Origin of the sequence: Streptomyces sp. NPDC126497 (assembly GCF_040302425.1) — a bacterium.
Lineage (GTDB): Bacteria > Actinomycetota > Actinomycetes > Streptomycetales > Streptomycetaceae > Streptomyces.
In genome coordinates this window covers 94,003-119,211 of record NZ_JBEORT010000005.1, presented here as the reverse complement: position 1 = coordinate 119,211, position 25,209 = coordinate 94,003, and the positions used below count along the sequence as shown (strand labels likewise).

General features: G+C 70.2%; 28 protein-coding genes. 4 read left to right on the top strand and 24 right to left on the bottom strand.

All coding sequences use genetic code 11. The features are described from left to right. Positions 1-53: 53 nt before the first annotated feature. The 21 genes from ABTY20_RS05155 to ABTY20_RS05055 form a co-directional block, all read right to left on the bottom strand. Positions 54-239, bottom strand: a complete 186-nt coding sequence (locus ABTY20_RS05155; protein ID WP_003948630.1) for a type Z 30S ribosomal protein S14 — start codon at positions 237-239, stop codon at positions 54-56. A gap of 5 nt (positions 240-244) precedes the next feature. Beyond that, on the bottom strand, positions 245-802 hold the full coding sequence (gene rplE, locus ABTY20_RS05150; RefSeq protein WP_014674377.1) for a 50S ribosomal protein L5: 558 nt from the start codon (positions 800-802) through the stop codon (positions 245-247). After that, positions 802-1,125: a 50S ribosomal protein L24 gene (gene rplX / locus ABTY20_RS05145; RefSeq protein WP_225100404.1), complete on the bottom strand. Its 324-nt coding sequence runs from the start codon at positions 1,123-1,125 to the stop codon at positions 802-804. The genes rplE and rplX overlap by 1 nt, the downstream gene beginning before the upstream one ends. Positions 1,126-1,127: 2 nt before the next feature. Continuing rightward, positions 1,128-1,496: a 50S ribosomal protein L14 gene (rplN, locus tag ABTY20_RS05140; RefSeq protein WP_030831680.1), complete on the bottom strand. Its 369-nt coding sequence runs from the start codon at positions 1,494-1,496 to the stop codon at positions 1,128-1,130. 130 nt (positions 1,497-1,626) lie between these two features. Beyond that, on the bottom strand, positions 1,627-1,914 hold the full coding sequence (gene rpsQ / locus ABTY20_RS05135) for a 30S ribosomal protein S17 (protein ID WP_037694127.1): 288 nt from the start codon (positions 1,912-1,914) through the stop codon (positions 1,627-1,629). Beyond that, positions 1,911-2,135, bottom strand: a complete 225-nt coding sequence (gene rpmC / locus ABTY20_RS05130; RefSeq protein ID WP_007494763.1) for a 50S ribosomal protein L29 — start codon at positions 2,133-2,135, stop codon at positions 1,911-1,913. Before rpmC ends, rpsQ begins: the two co-directional genes overlap by 4 nt. Continuing rightward, on the bottom strand, positions 2,135-2,554 hold the full coding sequence (gene rplP / locus ABTY20_RS05125) for a 50S ribosomal protein L16 (protein ID WP_007443989.1): 420 nt from the start codon (positions 2,552-2,554) through the stop codon (positions 2,135-2,137). The genes rpmC and rplP overlap by 1 nt, the downstream gene beginning before the upstream one ends. Before the next feature lie 5 nt (positions 2,555-2,559). Next, positions 2,560-3,387 carry a 30S ribosomal protein S3 gene (gene rpsC / locus ABTY20_RS05120; RefSeq protein ID WP_010986347.1) on the bottom strand — a complete coding sequence of 276 codons (828 nt, stop codon included), beginning with the start codon at positions 3,385-3,387 and terminating at the stop codon, positions 2,560-2,562. Then, a complete protein-coding gene (rplV, locus tag ABTY20_RS05115) occupies positions 3,387-3,734 on the bottom strand; it encodes a 50S ribosomal protein L22 (RefSeq protein WP_019329637.1) in 348 nt (115 codons plus the stop codon). Before rplV ends, rpsC begins: the two co-directional genes overlap by 1 nt. Before the next feature lie 44 nt (positions 3,735-3,778). Beyond that, positions 3,779-4,060 carry a 30S ribosomal protein S19 gene (gene rpsS, locus ABTY20_RS05110; protein ID WP_010036728.1) on the bottom strand — a complete coding sequence of 94 codons (282 nt, stop codon included), beginning with the start codon at positions 4,058-4,060 and terminating at the stop codon, positions 3,779-3,781. Positions 4,061-4,072: 12 nt separating this feature from the next. Then, entirely contained in the window at positions 4,073-4,909 is an 837-nt protein-coding gene (gene rplB, locus ABTY20_RS05105) for a 50S ribosomal protein L2 (protein WP_030220992.1), read from the bottom strand. A gap of 38 nt (positions 4,910-4,947) precedes the next feature. Further along, positions 4,948-5,367 (bottom strand): 50S ribosomal protein L23, encoded by a 420-nt coding sequence (rplW, locus tag ABTY20_RS05100; protein ID WP_030220990.1) that lies wholly within the window; start codon positions 5,365-5,367, stop codon positions 4,948-4,950. After that, a complete protein-coding gene (rplD, locus tag ABTY20_RS05095; protein ID WP_351995618.1) occupies positions 5,367-6,026 on the bottom strand; it encodes a 50S ribosomal protein L4 in 660 nt (219 codons plus the stop codon). The genes rplW and rplD overlap by 1 nt, the downstream gene beginning before the upstream one ends. A gap of 8 nt (positions 6,027-6,034) precedes the next feature. Continuing rightward, positions 6,035-6,679 carry a 50S ribosomal protein L3 gene (rplC, locus tag ABTY20_RS05090; protein WP_004927290.1) on the bottom strand — a complete coding sequence of 215 codons (645 nt, stop codon included), beginning with the start codon at positions 6,677-6,679 and terminating at the stop codon, positions 6,035-6,037. An 18-nt stretch (positions 6,680-6,697) separates the two neighbouring features. Then, a complete protein-coding gene (rpsJ, locus tag ABTY20_RS05085; protein WP_003948644.1) occupies positions 6,698-7,006 on the bottom strand; it encodes a 30S ribosomal protein S10 in 309 nt (102 codons plus the stop codon). A 424-nt stretch (positions 7,007-7,430) separates the two neighbouring features. Continuing rightward, complete coding sequence (locus tag ABTY20_RS05080) at positions 7,431-8,405, bottom strand: SUKH-3 domain-containing protein (protein WP_351995617.1); 975 nt, start codon at positions 8,403-8,405, stop codon at positions 7,431-7,433. Then, positions 8,406-12,962 (bottom strand): DUF6531 domain-containing protein, encoded by a 4,557-nt coding sequence (locus ABTY20_RS05075; RefSeq protein ID WP_351995616.1) that lies wholly within the window; start codon positions 12,960-12,962, stop codon positions 8,406-8,408. 171 nt (positions 12,963-13,133) lie between these two features. Further along, the gene (locus tag ABTY20_RS05070; protein WP_351995615.1) at positions 13,134-13,601 is read right to left on the bottom strand and encodes a hypothetical protein; all 468 of its coding nucleotides are present in this window, start codon (positions 13,599-13,601) and stop codon (positions 13,134-13,136) included. A gap of 5 nt (positions 13,602-13,606) precedes the next feature. Beyond that, the gene (locus tag ABTY20_RS05065) at positions 13,607-14,254 is read right to left on the bottom strand and encodes a hypothetical protein (RefSeq protein ID WP_351995648.1); all 648 of its coding nucleotides are present in this window, start codon (positions 14,252-14,254) and stop codon (positions 13,607-13,609) included. A gap of 75 nt (positions 14,255-14,329) precedes the next feature. Beyond that, positions 14,330-15,850, bottom strand: a complete 1,521-nt coding sequence (locus ABTY20_RS05060; RefSeq protein WP_351995614.1) for a hypothetical protein — start codon at positions 15,848-15,850, stop codon at positions 14,330-14,332. Between the two features lie 71 nt (positions 15,851-15,921). Continuing rightward, positions 15,922-17,352, bottom strand: a complete 1,431-nt coding sequence (locus tag ABTY20_RS05055) for an integrin alpha (protein ID WP_351995613.1) — start codon at positions 17,350-17,352, stop codon at positions 15,922-15,924. A 327-nt stretch (positions 17,353-17,679) separates the two neighbouring features. Between ABTY20_RS05055 and ABTY20_RS05050 the strand changes: the two genes are divergently transcribed. Then, positions 17,680-18,447 (top strand): YqjF family protein, encoded by a 768-nt coding sequence (locus tag ABTY20_RS05050; RefSeq protein ID WP_351995612.1) that lies wholly within the window; start codon positions 17,680-17,682, stop codon positions 18,445-18,447. Between the two features lie 18 nt (positions 18,448-18,465). On the opposite strand, the gene gdhA is transcribed toward ABTY20_RS05050, so the two are convergent. Next, entirely contained in the window at positions 18,466-19,824 is a 1,359-nt protein-coding gene (gdhA, locus tag ABTY20_RS05045; RefSeq protein WP_351995611.1) for an NADP-specific glutamate dehydrogenase, read from the bottom strand. Between the two features lie 246 nt (positions 19,825-20,070). Between gdhA and ABTY20_RS05040 the strand changes: the two genes are divergently transcribed. Then, positions 20,071-20,595: a hypothetical protein gene (locus tag ABTY20_RS05040; RefSeq protein ID WP_351995610.1), complete on the top strand. Its 525-nt coding sequence runs from the start codon at positions 20,071-20,073 to the stop codon at positions 20,593-20,595. Between the two features lie 58 nt (positions 20,596-20,653). Then, positions 20,654-21,454, top strand: a complete 801-nt coding sequence (locus ABTY20_RS05035; protein WP_351995609.1) for an SAM-dependent methyltransferase — start codon at positions 20,654-20,656, stop codon at positions 21,452-21,454. A gap of 68 nt (positions 21,455-21,522) precedes the next feature. Here ABTY20_RS05035 and ABTY20_RS05030 read toward each other — a convergent pair whose 3' ends face one another. Then, on the bottom strand, positions 21,523-22,704 hold the full coding sequence (locus tag ABTY20_RS05030) for an endo-1,4-beta-xylanase (RefSeq protein WP_351995608.1): 1,182 nt from the start codon (positions 22,702-22,704) through the stop codon (positions 21,523-21,525). A gap of 219 nt (positions 22,705-22,923) precedes the next feature. Between ABTY20_RS05030 and ABTY20_RS05025 the strand changes: the two genes are divergently transcribed. Continuing rightward, positions 22,924-23,358 carry a DUF5959 family protein gene (locus ABTY20_RS05025; protein WP_351995607.1) on the top strand — a complete coding sequence of 145 codons (435 nt, stop codon included), beginning with the start codon at positions 22,924-22,926 and terminating at the stop codon, positions 23,356-23,358. Positions 23,359-23,988: 630 nt separating this feature from the next. Here the strand turns inward: ABTY20_RS05025 and tuf are convergent. Continuing rightward, the gene (gene tuf / locus ABTY20_RS05020; protein ID WP_351995606.1) at positions 23,989-25,182 is read right to left on the bottom strand and encodes an elongation factor Tu; all 1,194 of its coding nucleotides are present in this window, start codon (positions 25,180-25,182) and stop codon (positions 23,989-23,991) included. Between the last annotated feature and the right edge of the window lie 27 nt (positions 25,183-25,209).

Sequence of the window (25,209 nt, the reverse complement as noted above, 5' to 3'; positions counted from 1 at the left end):
TCCCGCCGTTTCCCTTGCTTACCGAGAGTCCTGGGGGTCCGGGATTACCCGGACTACCAGGAGCTCTTGGTCACGCCCGGCAGTTCACCACGGTGAGCCATCTCACGAAGGCACACGCGGCACAGGCCGAACTTGCGGTACACGGAGTGCGGACGACCGCAGCGCTGGCAGCGGGTGTAGCCGCGCACTCCGAACTTGGGCTTGCGAGCAGCCTTCGCGATGAGAGCCTTCTTCGCCATCTCGCTCACGCCTCCTTGAACGGGAAGCCGAGGTGACGGAGAAGGGCGCGGCCCTCTTCGTCGTTGGTCGCCGTGGTGACCACGGTGATGTCCATACCCCGGACACGGTCGATCTTGTCCTGGTCGATCTCGTGGAACATGACCTGCTCCGTGAGACCGAAGGTGTAGTTGCCCCGGCCGTCGAACTGCTTGGGGGACAGACCGCGGAAGTCGCGGATGCGCGGCAGCGCGAGCGACAGGGTGCGGTCCAGGAACTCCCACATGCGGTCGCCGCGGAGCGTGACGTGGGCACCGATCGGCTGGCCCTCGCGCAGCTTGAACTGCGCGATGGACTTGCGGGCCTTGGTGACGGCCGGCTTCTGACCGGTGATCGTGGTGAGGTCGCGGATGGCGCCCTCGATCAGCTTGGAGTCGCGGGCGGCGTCGCCCACACCCATGTTGACCACGATCTTGACGAGGCCGGGAACCTGCATGACGTTCTCGTACTTGAACTCGTCACGCAGCTTGCCCGCGATCTCCTCGCGGTACTTCGTCTTCAGACGCGGAGTGGTGGTGGTAGCCATCAGATGTCCTCACCCGTCCGCTTGGCAACGCGGATCTTGTTGCCTTCGTCGTCGAAGCGGTAACCGACGCGGGTCACGACCTTCTTGCCGTCCTTCTCCACGACCAGCTGGACGTTGGAGACGTGGATCGGCGCCTCGGTGGTGACGATGCCGCCGGCCTGCGAACCGCTGGCGGTCGGCCCGGCCTTGGTGTGCTTCTTGACCCGGTTGACACCCTCGACCAGGACGCGCTCCTCGCGCGGGTAAGCGGCGATGACCTTGCCCTGCTTGCCCTTGTCCTTGCCGGTGATGACCTGGACCAGGTCGCCCTTCTTGATCTTCATGCTCACAGCACCTCCGGCGCGAGGGAGATGATCTTCATGAACTTCTTCTCGCGCAGTTCACGGCCGACGGGGCCGAAGATGCGGGTGCCGCGAGGGTCGCCGTCGTTCTTCAGAATGACGGCGGCGTTCTCGTCGAAGCGGATGTACGAGCCGTCCGGACGGCGGCGCTCCTTGACGGTGCGAACGATGACCGCCTTGACGACGTCACCCTTCTTCACGTTGCCACCGGGGATCGCGTCCTTGACGGTGGCGACGATGACGTCACCGATGCCCGCGTAGCGGCGACCGGAGCCGCCGAGCACACGGATGCAGAGGACTTCCTTCGCACCCGTGTTGTCGGCGACACGCAGTCGCGACTCCTGCTGGATCACGTCTATCTCCTGTTTGTCTGCCGGTTCCCCGGGGGCCGTTCGGCTGAACGGCCCCCGGAGCCTGGCGGAACTGCCCTGCGGGGAATGCCCCGCAGGAACGTACTTGTGGGAATTCCCTTACGGGAACTACCTACTTGGCCTTCTCGAGGATCTCGACGACGCGCCAGTGCTTCGTGGCGGACAGCGGCCGGGTCTCCATCAGGAGGACGCGGTCGCCGATGCCGGCGGCGTTCTGCTCGTCGTGGGCCTTGAGCTTGCTCGTGCTGCGGATGACCTTGCCGTACAGCGCGTGCTTCTTGCGGTCCTCGACGGCGACGACGACGGTCTTGTCCATCTTGTCGCTGACGACGATGCCCTCGCGGGTCTTGCGGAAGCCCCGAGCCTCGGTGTTCGTCTCAGTCACGTTGTTCTCGCTCATGCGTTCTCCACCGTCTCGATGCCCAGCTCGCGCTCGCGCATCAGGGTGTAGATCCGCGCGATGTCCTTACGGACGGCCTTCAGCCGACCGTGGTTCTCGAGCTGACCGGTCGCCGCCTGGAAGCGGAGGTTGAACAGCTCTTCCTTGGCCTCGCGGAGCTTCGCGAGAAGCTCCTCGTTGCCCAGCTCGCGCAGCTCGGACGCCTTGGTACCGGCCGACATCACGCTTCACCTGCCTCGCGCTTGACGATCCGGCACTTCATCGGCAGCTTGTGGGCCGCACGGGTCAGCGCCTCACGGGCGATCTTCTCGTTGGGGTAGGACAGCTCGAACATGACCCGGCCCGGGTGCACGTTCGCGATCCACCACTCCGGCGAACCCTTACCGGAACCCATGCGGGTCTCGGCCGGCTTCTTCGTGAGCGGGCGGTCCGGGTAGATGTTGATCCAGACCTTGCCGCCACGCTTGATGTGGCGGGTCATCGCGATACGGGCCGCCTCGATCTGGCGGTTGGTCACGTACGCCGGCGTGAGGGCCTGGATGCCGTACTCGCCGAACGCGACCGTCGTACCGCCCTTGGCCATACCGCGGCGCTTCGGGTGGTGCTGCTTGCGGTGCTTGACCCTACGGGGGATCAGCATGTCGGTCAGGCCTCCGTTCCGGTGCTCTCAGCCGGAGCGGCCGCCGGAGCCTCGGCCTTGGGGGCCTCGGCAGCGGGAGCCTGCTGCGGCTTGCGGCCGCGACCGCCACGCTCGCCACCGCGGCCACCACGGGCCGGGCGGTCGGCGCCACCACGGGCCGGGCGGTTGCCGGCGCGGGCGGCGGCGTTCTCGGCGCGGACCTCGGCGATGTTCTTGACGTCGCCCTTGTAGATCCAGACCTTCACACCGATGCGGCCGAAGGTCGTCTTGGCCTCGAAGAAGCCGTAGTCCACGTTCGCACGGAGCGTGTGCAGGGGCACACGGCCCTCGCGGTAGAACTCCGAGCGGGACATCTCGGCGCCGCCGAGGCGGCCACCGCACTGGATCTTGATGCCCTTGGCGCCCGCCTTCATCGCCGACTGCATGCTCTTGCGCATGGCGCGGCGGAAGGAGACGCGGGAGGAGAGCTGCTCGGCGACGGCCTGGGCCACGAGCTGAGCGTCCGTCTCGGGGTTCTTGACCTCGAGGATGTTCAGCTGGACCTGCTTGCCGGTGAGCTTCTCGAGGTCGCCGCGGATACGGTCGGCCTCGGCGCCGCGGCGGCCGATGACGATGCCCGGACGAGCGGTGTGGATGTCCACCCGCACGCGGTCACGGGTGCGCTCGATCTCGACCTTGGAGATGCCGGCGCGCTCCATGCCGGACGTCATCATCCGACGGATGGCGACGTCTTCCTTGACGTAGTCCTTGTACAGCTTGTCGGCGTACCAACGCGACTTGAAGTCGGTGGTGATGCCGAGCCGGAACCCATGCGGGTTAACCTTCTGGCCCATTACCGGGTTCCTTCCTTGCTGCTGACGACCACGGTGATGTGGCTGGTCCGCTTGCGGATCCGGTAGGCGCGGCCCTGGGCGCGCGGACGGAACCGCTTCAGGGTCGGGCCCTCGTCGACGTAGGCCTCGGAGATGTAGAGGCTGTCGGCGTCGGTGTGGTCGTAGTTGTGCGCGGCGTTGGCAATGGCGCTGTCCAGCACCTTGCCCACCGGCACGCTCGCGGCCTGCGGGGCGAAACGCAGGACCGCCTGAGCCTCCGTGGCGTCCATGCCACGGATGAGGTCCACCACGCGGCGGGCCTTCATGGGCGTGACGCGGATGTACCGCGCCTGGGCCCTGGCTTCCATGGTTGTCCCTTCAGTGTCTGTCATTGGTCATTCCACCCCGCTGGTTAGCGGCGCTTCGACTTCCGGTCGTCCTTGACGTGACCCCGGAAGGTGCGCGTCGGCGAGAACTCGCCGAGCTTGTGGCCGACCATGGACTCGGTGACAAACACCGGGATGTGGGTCTTGCCGTTGTGCACCGCGATCGTGTGGCCGAGCATCGCCGGGACGATCATCGAGCGACGGGACCAGGTCTTGATGACGTTCTTGGTACCGGCTTCGTTCTGGGCGTCCACCTTCTTGATCAGGTGGTCGTCGACGAAGGGTCCCTTCTTCAAGCTACGAGGCATCTCAACCCGTCCTTAGCGCTTCTTGTTCGTCTTGCGGCGGCGGACGATGTACTTGTTCGACGCCTTCTTGGGCGAACGAGTACGGCCTTCCTTCTTGCCCCACGGGGACACGGGGTGACGACCACCGGAGGTCCGGCCCTCACCACCACCGTGCGGGTGGTCCACCGGGTTCATGACCACACCACGGACGGTCGGGCGAACGCCCAGCCACCGCTTGCGACCCGCCTTGCCCCAGTTGATGTTGGACTGCTCGGCGTTGCCGACCTCGCCGACCGTGGCGCGGCAGCGCTGGTCGACCAGGCGGATCTCACCGGACGGCATGCGGAGGTGGGCCATCGTGCCCTCCTTCGCGAGCAGCTGCACGGAGGCGCCGGCGGAACGGGCGAACTTGGCGCCGCCACCGGGACGGAGCTCGATCGCGTGGATCGTGGTACCGACCGGGATGTTGCGGAGGGCCAGGTTGTTGCCCGGCTTGATGTCGGCCCCGGGACCGTTCTCGACGCGGTCGCCCTGCTGCAGGTTGCGCGGGGCGAGGATGTAGCGCTTCTCGCCGTCGGCGTAGTGCAGCAGCGCGATGCGCGCGGTGCGGTTGGGGTCGTACTCGATGTGCGCGACCTTCGCCGGCACGCCGTCCTTGTCGTGACGACGGAAGTCGATCACGCGGTAGGCGCGCTTGTGGCCACCACCCTGGTGGCGGACGGTCACACGACCGGAATTGTTACGGCCGCCCTTGCTGTGCAGGGGACGGACCAGCGACTTCTCCGGCGTGGACCGCGTGACCTCGACGAAGTCGGCGACGCTGGAGCCACGACGGCCCGGAGTCGTCGGCTTGTACTTGCGGATACCCATTTCTCAGTCCTCGTCCGATATCGAACGATCCTGACCGCTTACGCGGTCGGACCGCCGAAGATGTCGATACGGTCGCCCTCGGCGAGGGTCACGATCGCGCGCTTGGTCGCCGCGCGCTGGCCGAAGCCGGTGCGGGTGCGCTTGCGCTTGCCGACGCGGTTGATCGTGTTGACCCCGGTGACCTTGACCTCGAAGACCGCCTGGACGGCCTCCTTGATCTGGGTCTTGTTGGAGCCCGGCGCGACGATGAACGTGTACTTGTTCTCGTCGATGAGCGCGTAGCTCTTCTCGGACACGACCGGCTTCAGCAGGACGTCACGGGGGTCCGTGAACGCCTTGCTCGCCGGGGTGACGACGGTGTTCTTGCCTTCGGCCTCGTGGCGGCGCGCCTTGGCGACGCGGGCGGCCTTGGCCGCCTTCGCGGCCTTCGAGGCGATCGAGGGGTGACGGGCAGCCATCAGACCTCGCTCCCTTCGTTGTCGTTGGCCTTGTTCGGGCCGGCGACGAAGGACTCGAAAGCGGCCTTGGTGAAGACCACGTCGTCCGAGACGAGAACGTCGTACGTGTTCAGCTGGCCCGGCTCCAGGATGTGGACCTGGGGCAGGTTGCGGGCGGACAGCCACGCGGCCTCGTCGGCGCGGTCGACGACCAGGAGCAGGTTCTTGCGCTCCGAGATCTTGCCGAACAGCGTCCTGGCGGCCTTCGTGGAGGGGGTCTCGCCCTCGATCACGCCGGAGACGACGTGAATGCGGTTGTGGCGCGCCCGGTCGGTGAGGGCGTGACGCAGAGCGGCAGCCTTCATCTTCTTGGGGGTGCGCTGCGAGTAGTCGCGCGGCACGGGACCGTGCACGACGCCACCACCGGCGAACTGCGGCGCGCGGGTCGAACCCTGACGGGCGCGACCGGTGCCCTTCTGGCGGTACGGCTTCTTGCCACCACCACGGACCTCGCCGCGGGTCTTGGTCTTGTGGGTGCCCTGGCGGGCAGCGGCCAGCTGCGCGACGACGACCTGGTGGATCAGCGGGACGCTGACCTTCTCAACGCCGAAGATCTCCGCGGGGAGCTCGACGGTACCGGCCTTGTCGCCCGCCGGCGAAAGGATGTCAACAGTGCTCATCGGTTACCTCAGGCCCCCTTGGCCGCGGTGCGGACCAGGACGAGGCCGCCGTTCGGACCGGGAACCGCGCCCTTGATGAGCAGCAGACCCTTCTCCGCGTCAACGGCGTGGACGGTCAGGTTCTGGGTGGTGACCCGCTCGTTGCCCATGCGACCCGCCATGCGCAGGCCCTTGAACACGCGACCCGGGGTGGCGCAGCCACCGATGGAACCGGGCGAGCGGTGCTTGCGCTGGGTACCGTGTCCGGCGCCGAGGCCCTTGAAGTTGTGACGCTTCATGACACCGGCGAAGCCCTTGCCCTTGCTCTTGCCGGTCACGTCGACCTTCACGCCGGACTCGAACACCTCGGCGGTGACTTCCTGGCCCAGCGTGTACTCGGAGGCGTCCGACGTGCGGATCTCGACGAGGTGACGACGGGGGGTGACGTCGGCCTTGGCGAAGTGGCCCTTGAGGGGCTTGTTCACCTTGCGCGGGTCGATCTCGCCGAAGGCGATCTGGACCGACTCGTAGCCGTCGACGTCGTTCGTACGGACCTGGGTGACGACGTTGGGGCCGGCCTTGACGACGGTGACCGGAACAACACGGTTGTTCTCGTCCCACACCTGCGTCATGCCGAGCTTCTCGCCCAGGATGCCCTTGATCTGCTTTGCCATCTGTTCAGATCACCGGCCTCAGAGCTTGATCTCGATGTCGACACCGGCCGGGAGGTCGAGTCGCATCAGAGAGTCAACGGTCTTGGGGGTCGGGTCGAGGATGTCGATCAGGCGCTTGTGCGTGCGCATCTCGAAGTGCTCGCGCGAGTCCTTGTACTTGTGCGGCGACTTGATGACGCAGTACACGTTCTTCTCAGTGGGCAGCGGCACCGGGCCCGCGACCGACGCACCAGTGCGAGTCACCGTCTCGACGATCTTCTTCGCCGAAGAGTCGATGACCTCGTGGTCGTAGGCCTTGAGCCGGATGCGGATCTTCTGTCCCGCCATGGCTACTTCGTAGTCCTGTCTCTCTTTACGCTCCGGAACCCGGTGTTCCAGGGCTCGTCCTCCGACCCACGCGGTCGGGTGTGTCGCATTCCCGCCGACATGAATGTCCCTTGTTCGAACATCCCTGCGGGATCGACACGGCCCTACCAGAACCGCGGACCGGGGGCGAAAGGCCCACCGGGCGCCTGGCCGGCGCCGCGCAACGCTTCCCGGAAGATTCCCGTACGTCCGCCCCTGATCAGGGACGACGAGTACTGTGGGACTCGCTTCCGGTCCTCCCGGCGGGAGGCGCGCAGCATCAACACTCGACCGAGCAACTTGGACAGTCTGACACAGAGAGCGGCGCGCTGGCCAATCGGGCGGAAGAGAGTACCCCGAGGGGTGACCGGAGCAAACCATCCGGGGCGCGCCCCGGCCCGGGCGGTCAGGGGGTGGTCTCCGGCCGCACCCGTGCGGTGAGCCTGCGCAGGGCCTCGTCAGGGGTGGGGGCCAGCAGGTGGACGTGGTCCATCCCCGCGTACACGGCTCCGTCCTCCGCCATGGCGAGGTACTGGTTGCCGCGGTCGCGCGTACCGATGGGGTACAGCTCGACGCCCGCCTGTTCGGCGAGGTCGTCGATGATCTCGGCGTCCCACATCGCCGCCAGCGGGTCGAGCGAGAACTCCACCCACGGCATCGAGTCCGCGGGGTCGCGGTGGGGCACGGCCAGGGCGCCGAACTCGGCGAGGAAGCGGCGGGCGGCGGCGTGCGGTTCGAACTCGCCGGTGTGCAGCAGAACGCTCTCCCACGTGTCCGTGGCCACTGCCCGGCCCGGGAACCAGCCGCCCGCCCTCAGCACCCGGTCCGTCTCCTCGGGCCAGCGGGACCCGGCGTCCGGACCGGCATGCCCGGCACGGAAGTGTCGCCAGAAGGGGTGCTCCTGCGTCGATCCGTCCGGTGACCAGAGCCCCGACTGCGTCTGCTGCGTCTCCACCAGGCGGTCCAGCGCCCGGTCGATGCTCCTCCCCATCGGTTCCGCACGCTTCCGCACAAGGTGGAGAACGCCGTCCTCGCTGACGCCGAGGAGGCTTGCGCCCTGGTCCGCGGTGCCCACGGGACACAACGGCGTTCCCGCTTCCCGGCTGGCCTCGGCGAAGCGTTCCCTCTGCCACGCGGCCTGCAGGGGGTCGAACCGAATCGCCGACGAGGTGGTGATCGAGTCAGCCGGCCAGCCGTACGTCACGAGGCCGCCGAACTCGGAGAGGAACGCGTCGGCGGCACCATGGACCACGAATCCCCCGCGCTCTCGCAGCACCGACTCCCAGGTCCCCGTGGGCACGGCACGGCCGGGCCCCCAGCCCGCGCGACGCAGCACGTCCTCGGTCCGCCGCGACCACCCACGTGTCAGGTCGTCACTCACTCACATCACCGCCCGAACTCCGAGTTGATCCAGTACATGCGCACAGGAGGGACACGGCGCCTTCGGTGTCCCGTGCACCGGATTGCCCTCCGCACGTACGTTCACGGCCGCCATCGTCCCGCCCCGGGGATCGACCCCCGCCTTCATGGCGTCCGACAACGCCTCGGCCTCGCCGCACTTCGAGTGCGCGCCGCCGACCTCCGCCTTGATGTGCTCCGGAACCCGATCATAGGCGGCCTGTACATCGGGGTGGAGATCATGGTTGCCGCCCCCCTTGAGGCTGGCGCCGTCGAAGGGTGTGTTGTGCCCGGGCACCGACAGCCCCGCCGTGCTCGTGGGCCTGGTCTTCTTGCTGGCCCCCGGGCGCTGCTGTTCCATGTCGGCCCGGCGCCGGGCGGCACTACGGGCCACGTCTTCGCAGGAGGGCGCGAGCCCGAAGGGGTCGACCGCCGTGAAGGGGTTGGCGACGTAGGTGCGGGGGTTCGGCCCCGGCGCGAGACCCAACGGGTCCAGCGAGGCGTACCGGCCTGTCTCCGGGTCGTAGTGACGCTGGTAGTTGTAGTGGAAGGCCGTCTCGGGATCGTGGTACTGCCCCGGAAAGCGCAGAGGGCAGTACGCGTCGTCCGCACGGTCGGGGCGGCCCAGAGGTGCCCCCCACACCGTGGTCCGTGACTGCCAGGCGATCTCTCCGGGTTCCGCAACCAGTTCGGTCGGGGTTCCGATCAGATCCGTGACGATGGAGTAGAACCTGTCGTCGACCCATTCCTGAGGTGCGTCCGGCGCAGGCACCCGTTCGATCTGTGTGACAGGGCTGAAGCGGTCCTGTTCCCAGTCCCAGGTGACGCACCTGGGCTCCTCGCCGACCACCGTGGTGACCTGCTCGGCCAGGACGAACCCATCCCAGACGAAGGTGGTTTCCTCCACCACGATTCCGTCCGGGCCGTGCCGCCGTTTGGCGATGCGACGGCCGTACGGGTCATAGGCGTAGCTCCACTCGGTGCCGTCCGGAGTGGTCACCGCCACCAGGCGGTCCTGGCTGTCCCACGCGTACCGCCAGACGTCCGCCTTGCGGGAGAGCCGCTTCTTGCGCCTGGTGACGACCCGGCCCTGCCTGTCGTACTCGTAACCGATGTCCCCGACCCGACGCCGACGTTCCGAGGAGGATCCGGGGCCGGGTGCCGCCTGCGCGGGCGCCGCGAGTTGCCACTCGCCCTCGGAGATGTTGCCCGCCGCGTCGTAGGCGTAGCTCTCCGACCAGTCCTGTGCCCGGACCCCGGTGACCCGTCCGTCGCCGTTGACGTCGATCAGGCGCTCGCCCAGGAGGAGATCGCTGATCGCAGCGACCGTGCCGTCCGGCAGATAGCGGTAGGCCCTGTGCTGAAGGCGCCGTGGCTCGTCCCGCTCGGGGGAACCGAACCCCCGTCCCGCAGTGGCCAGGGTCTGCGTGCTCAGCCTGCCGGCGGCGTCCCAGGTCTGGCTCAGCGCGACACCGCCCACGCGCCGTTCCGTCTCACGTCCGGCTCCGTCGTAGGCGAACGTGACGCTTCTGCCGGCCGTCCGCAGCAGTACGGGACGGTCGCACCCGTCGTACTCCCAGACGCTCTTCGCACGGGACGGAGTCACACGGCTGACGCGCCTGCCCAGGATGTCGTAGACCGAGCGCACGGTGGCACCGTTGCAGGTCTCGGCCAGGATCCGCCCGCGTGCGTCACGCTCGTACGTGAGCTCCGTCTCAGGGGCGACCACACGGAGTACCTGGCCGAGGGCGTCGTACTCGTAGCGCGTGACGCCTTCCGGTGTCCGCTGCTCCGTCACCTTCCCGAGGTCGTTGCGGACGTAGTCGATGGACTCGCCCGCACCGTTGGTCTGCCCGACAAGGCGACCGACCTCGTCGAATCGGTAGGACTGGACGCGCCCGCCGAAGTCCCGCTCCCGGACCAGCCGCCCGGCTTCGTCGTAGAAGTACTCCCACGCGGAGCCCCGCTGGTTGGTCACCGAGGTCAGGCGCAGCTCACGGTCGTAGGAGAAGCGCACGTGCGAGCCGTCGGGATCGGTGCGCGCGAGCAGCGCGCCGAACCCGCCGTACTCGAAGCGTGTCACCCGGCCCAGCGCGTCCGTGTGCTCGGTGAGGTTTCCCTCGTCGTCGTACACACGACGTTCCGTGGCTCCGTCGGGCAGGCGGACCCCGAGCTGCCGGCCCTCCGGACTCCAGTCGATCCGGGAGACCGATCCATCGGGGTCGGTCTGTTCGACGACCCGGCCGGTGGCACCGCGCGTATAGCGTGTGACACCCCCTTCGGGGTCGACGACTCTCAAGGGCAGGCCCGCCGCATCGGCGTCCAGCTCGGCGGTACGGCCGAGTGCGTCGACGACCGTGGTGAGGGCACCGTCGTCCCGGTACCGATAGTCGACACGGGCCCCCGCCGGATCGGTCTCCGCGATCAGGTTGCCCCGGTCGTCGTACTCCATCCGCCAGATGCGGCCGTCGGCCTGGACGAGCATGGTGGGCTGGCCGAAAGCGTTGTTCTCGGCCGTCTCGCGGGTGCCGTCGGACCGGACGACCGCAGTCGGGGCCCCCAGGTCGTCGTAGCTGTACCGGGTCGTCCGGCCGCGCGCGTCGGTGCGGGCCAGCAACCGGTCGTAGCGGTCCCACTCGGACCGGGTGGTGTTCCCGAGGGGATCGGTCACGGAGACGAGCTGGTACAGACGGTTCCAGCGGTATGTCGTGGTACTGCCGAGTGCGTCCGTGTAGCGGGTCTCTTGCTTCTCCACGTCGTAGGTGATGGTGCACCGCAGGAAACCGTCGGTGCCCTCGCCGCCGACGCAGCGGTCGTGGTCGTCGTACGTGAAGCGGTACCAGAAGCCGTTGCGGTCGGTCCAGGAGGTGATGCGCGCGCGCTCGTCGTAGGTGAGCTTCAGGGGCGTGCCGCTGGAGTTACGGATTTCGGTGAGGTGTCCCTCGGGGCCGTAGTCGAACCGCCTGAGCAGTGTCCCCTGGGGGCCGGTTCCCGGGTCGCGCAGGCGCAGGGCCGTGACACGCGTTCCCTGCGTCTCCACGTCGATGTGCCGACCGCCGGAGTCGCGCACGGCCAGTGGCGTACCGTCGGCGCCCCGGTCGATGTCGATGCGGTAGCCGTTGCGGTCGGTCAACGCCACCAGGTGGAGCGTGAACACTTCGTCGACCGCGGCCGACCGCTTCGGGGCCGAGAAGAGACGGGTGATGCCGGTGAGCGGGTCGGTGATGCCCAGCGGGGCGTCGGAGCTCCCGTTCCAGTGCAACGGTCGCCGCGGCCCCTCGGCCGGCATCACCGAGTCACCTGGCTTGGGCACCGGGTAGAGGAGGATCATGCCGTCCTCGGCGGCGTAGACCGCTCCTTGGTCGTCCAGCTCCAGACGTTCGTCGAGCGTGGACGCCCAGGACACTCCGAAGGAGCGGCCCGCTCGGTATGTCGACAGGTGGGTGCGTCTGAGCACCAGAGGGAGGAGGCCGGGGAGTTCCACGTCGGTCTCGGCCATGAACATCTCACCGGAGACCATGTCGATGGGGTCGCCGTTCAGACAACGCGCCTTGGCCGGCTTCGACTTCGCCACGGCGTTGTCCGCCTCTTTACGCAGGCCCTTTTTCCCCAGCCCTTTCGCCATGTCCTTGAGCCCCGCCTTGCCGGCGGTCTTCAGGCCCTTGGCGAGCCCGCCGAGGGTGGTCAGTCCCTTCATGCCGGGGATGCAGTCCAGCGCGGCGAGCCCCACATCCCATAGCGACGCCTGGCCCTTGCTGTACTTGTAGAGCGTGTCGGCGAGGACTACGAGGGCGGCGATGAGGACGATCGCGCCGAGGATCGGACCGCCGATGATCATCGCGACGATGCCGACGACCGCCACCACGATCTTGCAGGCGGCCACGATGTCGTCCCAGTTGTCGGTGACCCAGTCGCCGATCTCCTCCCACCACGACCGGTTCCGGATCCCCGCGTCGGACGCCTCGTCGATCTTCGACTTCGCGTCCCGCGCCGCCTCCTCACGCATCTTCCGCGCGTCCGCGGCCATCTTCTTCGCCGCCGCCAGCGCGTCCTGCGCGTCGGAGACGTCCGACTGCGCCTTCCCCTGCGCCGACTTCGCACTGCGCACGTCCCGGGTCGCGGCCCGCACCTTCGCCTCGTCCGGCCTGTCCGCGTCCGACCTCGACCCCGTGGGATCGTCCTTGTACTTGTCGGCCTCCCGCGTCGCCCGCCCCACCCACGACTCCGCCGACGCCAGCCTCGACTGCGCCGAGGAAAGATCCGCCCTGGCCTCGCGGGCCTTCGCCAGCGCCTTGTCCGCCAGCGCCTGCGCCCGCTCCAGCCTCGGCCAGTAGGCCGCGAGCGCGTCCCCGCACAGCGCGTAGGACTTCTCCAGCTTCCTCAGATTCTTCGGGACGCCGGAGAACTCCTCCTTGAAGACGGTCGCCGACTTCCCCGCCCACTCCGCCAGCGTCCCCTCACCGGCCATCCCCTTGACCAGGCGCAGCGCCTCGGAGACGTCGTCGGCGAAGTCGTGCAGGACCTTGGCGAGGGTGCGCACCCGTTGTGGATCACCGGGGGTCGGGTCCTTGTCCAGGTCAAGGACATGCCAATCCGTCGGCCGATGACCCACCATCCCGCAACCCCCGTCACGCGCGCATCGTCAACATCCGTATGCGCAGGTGAACCTACCGGGCACGGCAGTTCGACGGGAAGGCCGGCCCGTCGCTCCTCAGGGACGCCGCCGTCGCAGGGTCTGCCAGGTGTCCCCCACCGCGTCCTCGGCGCGCAGCCACCAGCCCTCCAGTGTGTCCCGCACCGCCAGGTACACCGACCGCCGCTTGAACCAGGACGGCAGCTCCCGGAACGGCACGAAGGTCAGCGTGTCCCTGATGGCGTCCTCTGCGGTGCCGACGAGCCCTTCCGCCCGCAGCGCCTCGTACAGCTCCGGTGTCAGCGCCCCGTTGAGCCGGGCCGCCGTACCCACCGCCGTGAAGGCGAAGCCTCGTTGGGCGATGTCCGGCAGCCGTGTCGCGCGGACGATCCGGGGCGACGCATCCTCCAGCGGGCAGTTGAATGCCAGCCCGATCGCCGCCGTCCCCAGACGTCGCTCGCCACGCTCGAACGCGGCATCCCAGTCCGCGGGGTCGTCGATGCCCAGCAACCCTTCACCGGTCGCCCAGTCCCGCTCGGCCGCCACGGCCCTCAGTCCGCGAAGCGGAACGTCGACGTGATCGCGTCGAAGATGTCGAAGAAGGACTCCGCGAGGTCCAGGACCTGGCTGCTGCCGGCGACCAGGGCGACCTTGCCCTCCTGCCCGGGCACCGGGACGAACGTCTGCATCAGTACGGCGCGGACGGTCCGGTGGAGTTCGTCGCCCGGGACCGGGATGTCCTCGACGCCGTACGTCCGCGCGGCCGGGCCGACGCCGGGGATGTCGACGGTGGTGACCTTGCGCCAGGAGTCGCCCGGCTTCTTCGCCTCCTTCACGGCGAGCTGGGCGGCGATGGCGGCCGGCTCGGTGGGCAGCGGATCGCCCCTGCCCGTACGGCCGCCGACCAGGGACACCGTCACCGAGCCGGTGATCGGGGTGTCGCCGCCGAAGCTCTCCGCCATGCAGCCGCAGTACAGCGCACCCGACTTCCAGGCGTCCGCGGCGGCCTTCCGCAGGAAGGAGGTGTACGTGTCCCGGTGCGGAGCCAGCTCCGGATGGTCGCGCAGGCGTTCGTTCACCATCCGGCGGATCGAGTCGTCCCGCGACTCCGGCCGCACGTCGAACTCCCACCACGACTCCGGCACCTTGATCCGGAAACCGCCCCGTTCGACGGTCAGCGCCTCCATGTAGCGGGCCATGACGCCGGCCTCCCCGTTCACTCGATCACCTGTACCGCCATCGTGCCACCGTGCGGCCCCGGTCGGGTCCGGCCCCTACAACGAGGAGCGGGCGCCGCCCAGCTCCTCGCCGAACTCGATGTCCGCGTAGCGGCGGGTCAGGCCGACGGCGGTGCCGCTGACGGCCGTCGAGCCGCTGAGGACCGGGCCGCTCGTCGCGCCGCGGGCGATCCACAGCAGGCCGTCGGCGTTCTCGCCGGGGGCGCCGACCACGGCTTCGGCCCGGCCGTCCTTGTTCAGGTCGGCCAGGTGGGTGGACGCACCGAACATGTCGCCCCGCTCGGCGGTCCCGGGCACCCCGCCGGTGTTCTGCGTGTACGCCCTGGATCCGGTCGCCGTCAGACCGGCGGCCGAGCCGCGCAGCAGCGTCGCCGAGCCCGCGTACCCGGCGGAGCCGACGGCTTCCCCGTGGCTGCCGACGAGGACGTCCGCGTACCCGTCGCCGTCGGTGTCCCCGACGGCGAGGGAGAAGCCGAACAGGTCGCCGTCCTCGCCCCCGCCGGGCACCGAGGCGGTGTCCTGGTGGATGACCTGGGGCTTCTGGCCGGTGGTGATGCCCCGCGCGCTGCCGTAGAGGACCTGGATCTCGCCGCCGCGGTGGGCGGGGGTGTCCCCGGACGTCAGCGACGCGTCGTAGGGGACGCCGGTGACGAGGTCGCCGTACCCGTCGCCGTTGACGTCACCGATCTGCCCGGACAGGCCGTCGGCGAGCGGGAGTTCGGTGTACGAGCCGTTGCCGTTGTCGAGGTGGACGGGTCCGCTGATGTCTCCGGTGGTGGGGCCGGGCAGCCAGAACCGCTCGGCCGTTCCGTCGCCGTCGACGTCGCCGACGACGACGCCGCGGTTGGTGCCGAGCGCGTTCACGAACGCCCTGCGGGCAGGGGTCCCGGTACGGGTGAAGGGGCCCGTGTAGGTCGTCGCGCCGCACTGGCCGGTGACGCCGAGGTCAGGAGCGCCGTCGCCGGTGACGTCGCCCGCGGCGATGCCGGCCGCGAAGTTGCAGCCCTCGTCCAGGCCGGTGGGCGTCGGGATCGAGGCACCGCCCTTCAGCCCGGTGGAACCGCCCCACACCACGGTGAGCGACCCGGTCCCCCCCATGGTGCCCGCCGCCTCCGAGGGGGTGCCGACCAGCAGATCGGCGTAGCCGTCGCGGTCGAGGTCGGCGGAGGCGACCGCCGTGCCGAAGCGGTCCCACTCCTCGGGCACGCCCGGTACCCCACTGGTCGCCTGGGTGATCACCGTGCGGCGGGAGGCCGCGACGCCGTTCGCGGAGCCGTAGAGCACGACGACGGCGCCCGCCGCGTCGACCGAGCCGTTGGACGCGCCGGGTGCGCCCACGGCCAGGTCGCGGTAGCCGTCACCGTTGAAGTCGTCCTGGACGGCGGCGGTGTTGGCCCCGCGGTAGGGGGAGGCTGCTACGGCGGGGTGGGCGGGCAGGACCACGGCGGTGAGGGCGGCGGCCGCACCGACCGCGACGGCGGCGGCGAGGCGGCGGGATCCGATCGTGCCCGGGGCGGGCGGGGCGGACCGGGTGGGCTGGGTGCTGGAGGTGGGCATGACGGCTCCGGGAGTGAGGGCCTGCGAGGACGACGGGGACGACGTGAGGGCGCGGGGAGAACGTGCGGGGGTCACGGACCGGTCACCACATCGCCGAGGCGGGCAGCTCCCGCGGAGCCGAGCCCCGCACCGCCGACGCCGAAGGTGACCGCCCCGGTCGCCGTGACGGACGTGGCCGAGCCGCGCAGGGACCACACGGAGCCCACGCCGCCGTTCTCGCCCGGAGCGCCGATCAGCAGGTCGGCGTAGCCGTCCTTGTCGGTGTCGACGAGCCGCACGGCGCTGCCGAACGCGTCGCCCTTCTCCGACGCGCCGGGAACGCCGCCGCTGTTCTGCGTCCAGTCGCGAGCGTGGGCGGTGTCCAGCTGACCGCTGGTCCCTCGTACGACCATGACGGCTCCGGTGCCGCTGTTCTCCCCCGGGGTGCCGATCACCAGGTCGGCCCGCCCGTCCTTGTCGGTGTCGCCGATCGCGACCGAGGCTCCGAAGCGGTCGCCCGCCTCACCGGCACCGGGTACGCCCGCGGTGTCCTGGCTGATGGTCTGGACACGGCTCGGTGAGCCGTACGCGGCGTCGTAGTAGACGGTGACCCGTCCGCCGAGCGAGGTGCCGGGGCTCTGCGCGGGGTCCTCCGGGTTGCCGATGACGAGGTCCGGGGAGCCGTTGCCGTCCAGGTTGCCGACGGCGGAGACCGTTCCGGCGGGAAGGGTGGTGTCCTCGAAGTCTCCGGGGGTGACGAGCCAGGTACCGGGGTCGTCACCCTCTCCGTCGTACCCCCGCCCGTCGGACGTGCCGCGACCGTGGATCATCAGTCGGTCGTTGTCGGTGTTCGGGATGTCGACCGCGGTCAGGGCGACGATGCCGTGCCCCGGGTTGAAGGGGGTGCCGGTGCCGCTGCTGCCGGACTGCGCGGACAGGTCCGCCGGCATGAAGGTCACCTCCCCGTCGTTGGCGCCGATGGCGATCGAGAGCTTGCCGTCGTTCACCGGGTTGAGGGAGTTGTGGGTGGCCACGGCGAGCGTCCTGCCATAGGCGTCGTGGGAGGACGGCCAGGGGTCGGCGACCGTCTTCGCCCTGGCCGGGCCGGAGGCGGTGCCCCATATGACCGTGACCGACCCGCCGCCCACGTCCCCGGAGACCTCCTCGCCCGGGGCGCCCACGACCATGTCGGCGTACCCGTCCGCGTTCAGGTCGTGCACGACGACGGAAGCGCCGAAGCGGTCGCCCGCCTCGGCGCTGCCCGGGATGCCCGTGGAGTTCTGGGTCACGACGGTGCGTCTGGTGGTGTCGAGGCCGCGTGCCGTGCCGTAGAGGACGACCACGGCGCCGGCCTTCGCCCGGCCCGCGACCGCGGCGTCCGGTGCCGAGACGACGACGTCGCGGTACCCGTCCCGGTTGATGTCGCCGGGGGTTCCGGCGGCGCCCTGGGCGGTTCCCGCCACCAGGGGGGTGAGGCTTGAGGCGAGCATGACAGCGGACGTCAGCAGGGTGCGTGTGCGCACGGGGCTCCTCCGGAGAGCGCGGCGGGACGGGACGCGGCCGACGCCCTCACCGGGGCTCCCGGGGACGCACCTCGGCGGGTCGGCACACGGAAGACCACCGACAGGACCGAAGAGTTGTACCCGGGACGGAGGAATTTCCAGGCGGCCGGCCGCCCCGGACCGGCTCCCGGCGACGCCGTGCTCGCGGACACCCGCACGGGTGCACGTCCTCGTGCGGGGATCCACGGTGTGCGCCCGCGTCTCCGGGGCGGGACGGCGGCCCCCGACGGGCACCGCGCGCCGCCTCACGGGCCGTCCGGCGCCGGCGCCCTCCGCGATACTGGTGCGGTGCCGCCGACACCGCCGACCCCGCAGCCCGTCACGCCCGATCCGCCGGAGGCGATCGCGCGTCCGCTGCTCACCCAGTCGTGGCTGGACCTGACCTTCGTCCACTGGGCGGTGGACCCGGCCGACGCGGCCCCGCTGCTGCCGCCGGGCACCGTGCCGGACACCCTGGACGGTGTCACGTACGTCGGTCTGGTCGCGTTCCGGATGCACCGGGTGGGCTGGCTGCGGCTGCCGGGCGTCCCGTACCTGGGGAACTTCCCGGAGACCAACGTCCGCCTGTACTCGGTGGACGCGCACGGGCGGCGCGGGGTGGTGTTCCTCTCCCTGGACGCCTCCCGGCTGATCCCGGTGGCCGTCGGCCGCCTCGGGTTCCGGATGCCGTACCTCTGGTCCCGGATGCGGGTGGAGCACCTCGACGGCGGCACGGTGACCTACACCGGCAGCCGGCGCTGGCCCGGACCGCGCGGCGCCGGCGGCCGGATCACCGTGCGCAGGGGCGAGCCGATCGAGGAGCCGACCGAGCTGGAGCACTTCCTCACCGCCCGCTGGGGCATGCACGGCGCGTTCTTCGGGCGGTCGATGTACCTGCCCAACGCGCATCCGCGCTGGCCCCTGCACCGGGCCGAGCTGCTGGAGTGCGAGGAGGACCTGATCACGGCGGCCGGTCTGCCGGGGCCGGACGGGGACCCGGTGAGCGTGCTGTACTCACCGGGAGTCCCCGCCCGCTTCGGACGCCCGGCCCGGCCGGCCGGCCTGCCCACGCCCTGACGGCGTGCCGCGGGTGCGTCAGATGACGCCCTGCGCGAGCATCGCGTCCGCCACCCGCTCGAAGCCGGCGATGTTCGCGCCGGTCACGTAGTCGCCGGGGGCGCCGTAACGCTCGGCGGTCTCGGCGCAGGTGGTGTGGATGTCGGTCATGATGCGGGCCAGCTCCGCCTCGACCTGGTCGGCCTTCCAGCTGGTGCGCGACGCGTTCTGCGTCATCTCCAGCGCGCTGACCGCGACGCCGCCCGCGTTGGCCGCCTTGCCGGGGCCGAAGGCGACGCCGGCCCGCTGGAACAGCTGCACGGCCTCCGGCGTGGTCGGCATGTTGGCGCCCTCGGAGACGGCCTTCACGCCGTTGCGGATGAGGGCGTCGGCGTCCACGGCGTTCAGCTCGTTCTGGGTGGCCGACGGCAGGGCGACGTCCGCCGGGACCTCCCAGACGCGTCCGCCGGGCACGAACCGCGCGGAGGCGCCCCGGCGCTCGGCGTACTCGCTCACCCGGCCGCGCTCGACCTCCTTGATCTGGCGCAGCAGCTCCAGGTCGATGCCCTTCTCGTCGACGACGTAGCCGCTGGAGTCGGAGCAGGTCACCGGGTTGGCGCCGAGGGCGGCCAGCTTCTGGATGGTGTAGATCGCGACGTTGCCGGAGCCGGAGACGACCGCGGTCTGCCCCTCCAGGTCCTCGCCGCGGGCGCGCAGCATGGCCTCCGCGAACAGCACGTTGCCGTATCCGGTCGCCTCCGGGCGGATCAGCGAGCCGCCCCAGCCGGCGCTCTTGCCCGTGAGCACGCCGCCCTCCCAGCGGTTGGTGATCCGCCGGTACTGGCCGAAGAGGTAGCCGATCTCGCGGGCGCCGACGCCGATGTCGCCGGCCGGGATGTCGGTGTACTCACCGATGTGCCGGTACAGCTCGGTCATGAAGGACTGGCAGAAGCGCATGACCTCCGCGTCGCTGCGGCCCTGCGGGTCGAAGTCGCTGCCGCCCTTGCCGCCGCCGATGCCGAGACCGGTCAGGGCGTTCTTGAAGATCTGCTCGAAGCCCAGGAACTTGATGATCCCGAGGTTCACCGAGGGGTGGAAGCGCAGGCCGCCCTTGTAGGGGCCGAGGGCGCTGTTGTATTCGATCCGGAAGCCGCGGTTGACGTGGACCCGGCCCTGGTCGTCCTGCCACGGCACCCGGAACATGATCTGCCGCTCCGGCTCGACCAGCCGTGCGACGAGGCCCGGCTCGGCGTACTCGGGGCGCGCGGCGAGCACCGGGGCGAGGGTGTCCAGCACTTCGCGTGCGGCCTGGTGGAACTCGGGCTCCGCCGGGTTGCGGCGCTCGATCTCGGCGCGGAGCAGGTCGAGCGAGGTCTTGGGGTCGGGTCGTGAGGTCACGAGGTCCCTTTCTGGCGCGGCTGACACCGGTACGGAAACCGGTGATGGGCGCTCGGCGCCGTTGCCGCGCGCAGGACAGCGGCCGGTTGGGGGTGGTTGCCCAAGGCGGCCAGCTTTCCAGTGTTACCTCTCTGTAAACCGGAACGGCAAGGAGCTGGACCGATTGTCCGCTATCTGAGACCCGTCGTGCGGAAACCGGGACGGTGCGCCGGGACCCGGTCACCCCTGCCGGCGTGGCATCCCGCGATGCCCCTGTCTCGCTCACGGCCCTCGCCGGCCGACCCCGTCGTCGCCCTCGGTCTCGCGGCGGCCGGCTGCGTCGCGGGCGCCTACTACCGGCCGCCCGGCTGGCACGCTTTCGACGGAACCGGCCCCGTCCTGGCCTGCCCGACCGCGCTGCCCCTGGCGGTGCGACGCCGGCTGCCGGGCGCGACGGTGCCGGCGTCGGCGGCCGCGTACGCGGTCTACCCCGGTTGCGGCCACCAGCCGTCCGTGAACGTCTGGACGCCGGTCGTCGGCCTGCTCAGCCTGGCCGGGTGCCGTCCGCTCGCCGTCGCCTGGGCCGGGGGCGTCCCGGTGGCCGCGGTCACGGCGCTGAGCGGCCTCGCCGGCCACCCGCACCTCGCGCTGGTGGCCGCCCGGGCCGTCCTCGTGGTCCGGGACGACGGCGGCCCGGCCGCGCCGCCCCCTCCCGCGCCTCCCGACTTCCGCACACGGGTGCCCGGCGCCTCGCGCGATCCGGGGCCTGGCTATCGTGACGATCGCGACTGACGGGAACCAACTGCGCGGTGGGGCAAGGGGAATGATGGCGGATCAGCAGCACTCCGGTATGGACGCTCCCATACGGATCGACACCAGCAAGCCGCATCCCGCGCGGATGTACGACTGGTTCCTCGGCGGCAAGGACAACTACCCGGTGGACGAGGGGCTGGGCAGGCAGCTCGTGGGGTTCGCGCCGGCCATCCCGGTCATGGCGCGGATGAACAGGGCGTTCATGCACCGTGCCACCCGCTGGGTGGTCGGCCGGGGCGTGCGCCAGTTCCTCGACATCGGGACCGGCATCCCGACGGAGCCGAACCTGCACCAGGTGGCCCAGCGGGTCGCCGCCGACGCACGGGTCGTGTACTGCGACAACGACCCCATCGTCCTGGTCCACGCCGAGGCGCTGCTGCGCGGCACCCCCGAAGGGGTCGTCGACTACGTGCAGGCGGACGCCCGCGACACCGCCCTCATCGTCGAGCGCGCCCGGAGGACACTGGACTTCGAGCGGCCGGTCGCGCTCTCCCTGATCGCGCTGCTGCACTTCATCGGCGACGAGGACGGGGCGTACGAGCTGGTGGAGCGGCTCAAGGAGGCGCTGGCGCCGGGCAGTTACCTGATCATGTCCCACCTCACCCCGGACTTCCACCCGGAGGAGGCCTCGCGGAAGGTGATCGACCTGTACCGGGCGGGCGGCCTCACCATGGACATGCGCAGCCGGGACCGGTTCGCCCGCTTCTTCGAGGGCCTGGAGGTCGTCGACCCCGGCATCGTGGCCGCCGAGGAGTGGCACCCGGAGCTCGGGGAGCCGGTTCCCGGCCAGGAGGGCGTCCACAGCGGGGCCTACGTGGCGGTGGCCCGCAAGGGGTGAGCCCCGCCGGGAGGCGGTGGGGGGCCGCCCGGGGCCGGCCGTGCGCGGCCGGCCCCGGGCGGGCTCGTTCAGCCCTTCCCGTGCGTGTGGTGCTTGTGGCCCTTCTTGCAGTCGTCCTCCCGGGCCGCCTCCCGCAGCGTGTCCCGCAGGGCGTAGAAGGCGGGCTTGCGGTCGAAGCCGTCGGTCATGACGGTCGCGAAGCCCTCGCCCTCGAAGAAGACCGGCACCCACGAGTACTTGTCGGTGAAGCCCCAGATGGTGAACGAGTTGCAGCCGTCGACGGCCAGGCACGCCTCGAGCGTCCGCTGGTAGTAGTCGGCCTGCTGCCGCTCCTGCGCCGCGGTGGGCGTCTCGCCCTCCGGGACGTCCATGCGGACGTCCAGCTCGGTGACGGCGGTCTCCAGGCCGAGCGCGTCGAACCGGCGGAGGTTGTCCTCCAGGTCGCCCGGGAAGCCGTAGCGCGTGCTCAGGTGCGCCTGGACGGAGAAGCCGTGCACGGGCACGCCCTGCGCGAGCAGGTCCTGGACGAGGGCGTAGTAGGCGTCGCTCTTGGCGTTGACGCTCTCGACGTTGTAGTCGTTGAAGAACAGCTTCGCCTTCGGGTCGATCCGGTGGACCCACCGGAAGACGTCCGCGACGATGCCCGGGCCCAGCTCACGGATCCAGATGTTGTCCTGGGTGCGCAGGTTGCCCTGGTCGTCGAAGATCTCGTTGGCGACGTCCCACTGCTGGATCTTCCCGGCGTAGCGGCCGACGACGGTGGTGACGTGCTCGCGCAGGATGGAGCGCAGTTCCTTCTTGGAGAAGTCGCCCTGCTCCAGCCACGCCGGGTTCTGGCTGTGCCACAGCAGGGTGTGGCCGCGCACGACCTGGTGGTTCCGCTTGGCGGACGCGACGATGGCGTCGGCCTGCGCGAAGTCGTAGCGGTCCCGCTCGGGGTGGATGTAGTCCCACTTCATCTGGTTCTCGGGGGAGACCGAGCTGAACTGGCGCCCCAGGATCTTCCGGTACTCCTTGTCGTGCGTGAAGGGGTCCGGGTAGTCCTGCTCCAGGTGGTGGCCGCCGCCGGCCACGGCGGTGCCCACGACGAAGCCCTCCGGCGCGGCCTCGCGCAGCCGGTCGGACTTGGCGTGGGAGTGCGGCGCGGCCTTCTTGCCCGCCGCCGGTTCGGCGACGGCCGAACCCGCCATGAGCGGCAGGGCCAGGGCGGCGGTCGCGAGGGCCACGGTGGCGAAACGAATGGATCTCATGCGGGGAGTCTCATTCCATCGTCGTTCGTTCTCGAATGTTTCGAAACCGATGCCGAAACATTAGGGATGGGCGGACGCTAAGGTCTGACCGAACGGCGCGTCAATACCCGTGCACCGGCACGTCCGCGCCACCCCTCCCGCACCCGGGGGCTTCCCTGTGCCTGCCGTACGGTTCCCGACCCGGCGACGCCCTCGTGACGGACGAAAGGAGACACCGTGGTGTCCGGCCCCCCAGCGACCGAACTGATCTCCCTGTCGGACGGGGAGCAGGGCGTCACCGTGCGCGTCCTTCGGTCGGAGAACTTTTGCGGCGGTGAACAGGACGACACCCTGCACGCCGAGATCACCGTCTCCAGTGCGTTCGTGAACGGGCGTGTCGATCTCCACCTCCACGCTCACGACCTCGACAGCTGGGCGGAGGTGCTGGACTCGGTCGCGTCCGGGCGCACCGCGAGCTGGCTGGAGAGCGGCCGATCGCCGCGCATCACCCTCACCCCTGCCGACATCAGCGAAAGCGAATGCACGGAAGTGCACGTCCACGACGTCACCGCTTCCCAGGTCCACGTCACCGTGCCGGTCGCGGCACCGCCCGACTGGATCGAGCGCCACCGCGCCCTGCTCTCCGCCGTCAGGAGTCGTTTCCCCCTCGCGTGAGGGCCCCTCCCCCGGCGGGGAACGGAAGGGCCGGAGCGGCCCCCCTCCTTCGCGCTCGGTGACGGTCCTCCGCACGCCGGCCCGACGGAGCCGGGCACCGAGCGCGAGAACACCGGCGTGTTCGAGGCCCTCGAGAGCGTCGCCGACCTGGTGGACGGCGCTCCGGAGCGCTGGGAACCGGCGGCCCCGAGCGGGGACGTCAGGCTCTCCGGCTGCTGACCCGCCCCGCCCGGACGGCCCGTCACCCCGGAGTGCCCCCAGGGGGCGGGCAGGACCCACCGGGCCTCTCCTGCGGACCGGGGGCGGAGGACTGCTCCTCCTCGTCCCCGCCACCGGCACCGCCCTCAAGGCCCGGCCCGGCCCTCCTGGAGCCGGCCGGGGCCCGGCCGAGGGGCACCTGGGCTTCGCGGCGGGCGGCGCCGGCGACGCGCTCGGCACGGCGGGGCGTGGTGGTACACGCCGCTCACCCGTGCGGCGCCCCTCACCGGCCGGGGCGGCCCGCCCGGCGCCGGCGTCGACGCCCCGGGACACCCCCGGGGCGCCCGCACAGGCGAAAGGGCCCGCACGACCGAAGTCGTGCGGGCCCTCTCAGGTGCTCGCGGCAGGAGCTACCGGGTCAGATCAGCAAGCTCACTTGTTGATCTTGGTGACCTGGCCGGCGCCCACGGTCCGACCACCCTCACGGATGGCGAACTTCAGGCCCTCCTCCATGGCGACGGGCTGGATGAGCTCCACCTTCATCTCGGTGTTGTCACCCGGCATGACCATCTCGGTGCCCTCGGGGAGGGTCACGACGCCGGTCACGTCCGTCGTGCGGAAGTAGAACTGCGGGCGGTAGTTGTTGAAGAAGGGGGTGTGACGGCCACCCTCGTCCTTCGACAGGATGTAGGCCTGGGCCTCGAACTCGGTGTGCGGGGTGACCGAACCGGGCTTGATGATGACCTGGCCGCGCTCGACGTCCTCGCGCTTGATGCCGCGGAGCAGCAGACCGACGTTCTCACCGGCCTGGCCCTCGTCGAGCAGCTTGCGGAACATCTCGATGCCGGTGACCGTGGTGGTGGTCTTCTCGGTCTTGATGCCGATGATGTCGACGGTCTCGTTGACCTTGAGGACACCACGCTCGATGCGGCCGGTGACGACCGTACCGCGACCGGTGATGGTGAAGACGTCCTCGATCGGCATCAGGAACGGCTTGTCGACGTCACGCTCGGGCTCCGGGATGGACTCGTCCACGGCCTTCATCAGCTCGAGGACGGAGTTGCCCCACTCCTTGTCGCCCTCGAGGGCCTTCAGGGCGGAGACCTTGACGACCGGAACGTCGTCGCCCGGGAACTCGTACTCGGAGAGGAGCTCACGGACCTCGAGCTCGACGAGCTCCAGGATCTCCTCGTCGTCCACCATGTCGGCCTTGTTCAGGGCGACGACGATGTACGGAACGCCGACCTGGCGGGCCAGGAGCACGTGCTCCTTGGTCTGCGGCATCGGGCCGTCGGTGGCGGCGACCACGAGGATGGCGCCGTCCATCTGCGCCGCACCCGTGATCATGTTCTTGATGTAGTCCGCGTGACCGGGGCAGTCGACGTGGGCGTAGTGACGCGTCTCGGTCTGGTACTCGACGTGCGCGATGGAGATGGTGATACCGCGCTGGCGCTCTTCGGGAGCCTTGTCGATCTGGTCGAAGGCCGAGGCCTCGTTCAGGTCCGGGTACGCGTCGTGCAGCACCTTGGTAATGGCGGCCGTGAGGGTCGTCTTACCGTGGTCGATGTGACCGATGGTGCCGATGTTGACGTGCGGCTTAGTCCGCTCGAACTTCGCCTTCGCCACGGGGGTCCTCCTGAGAGTGGTTCTGGT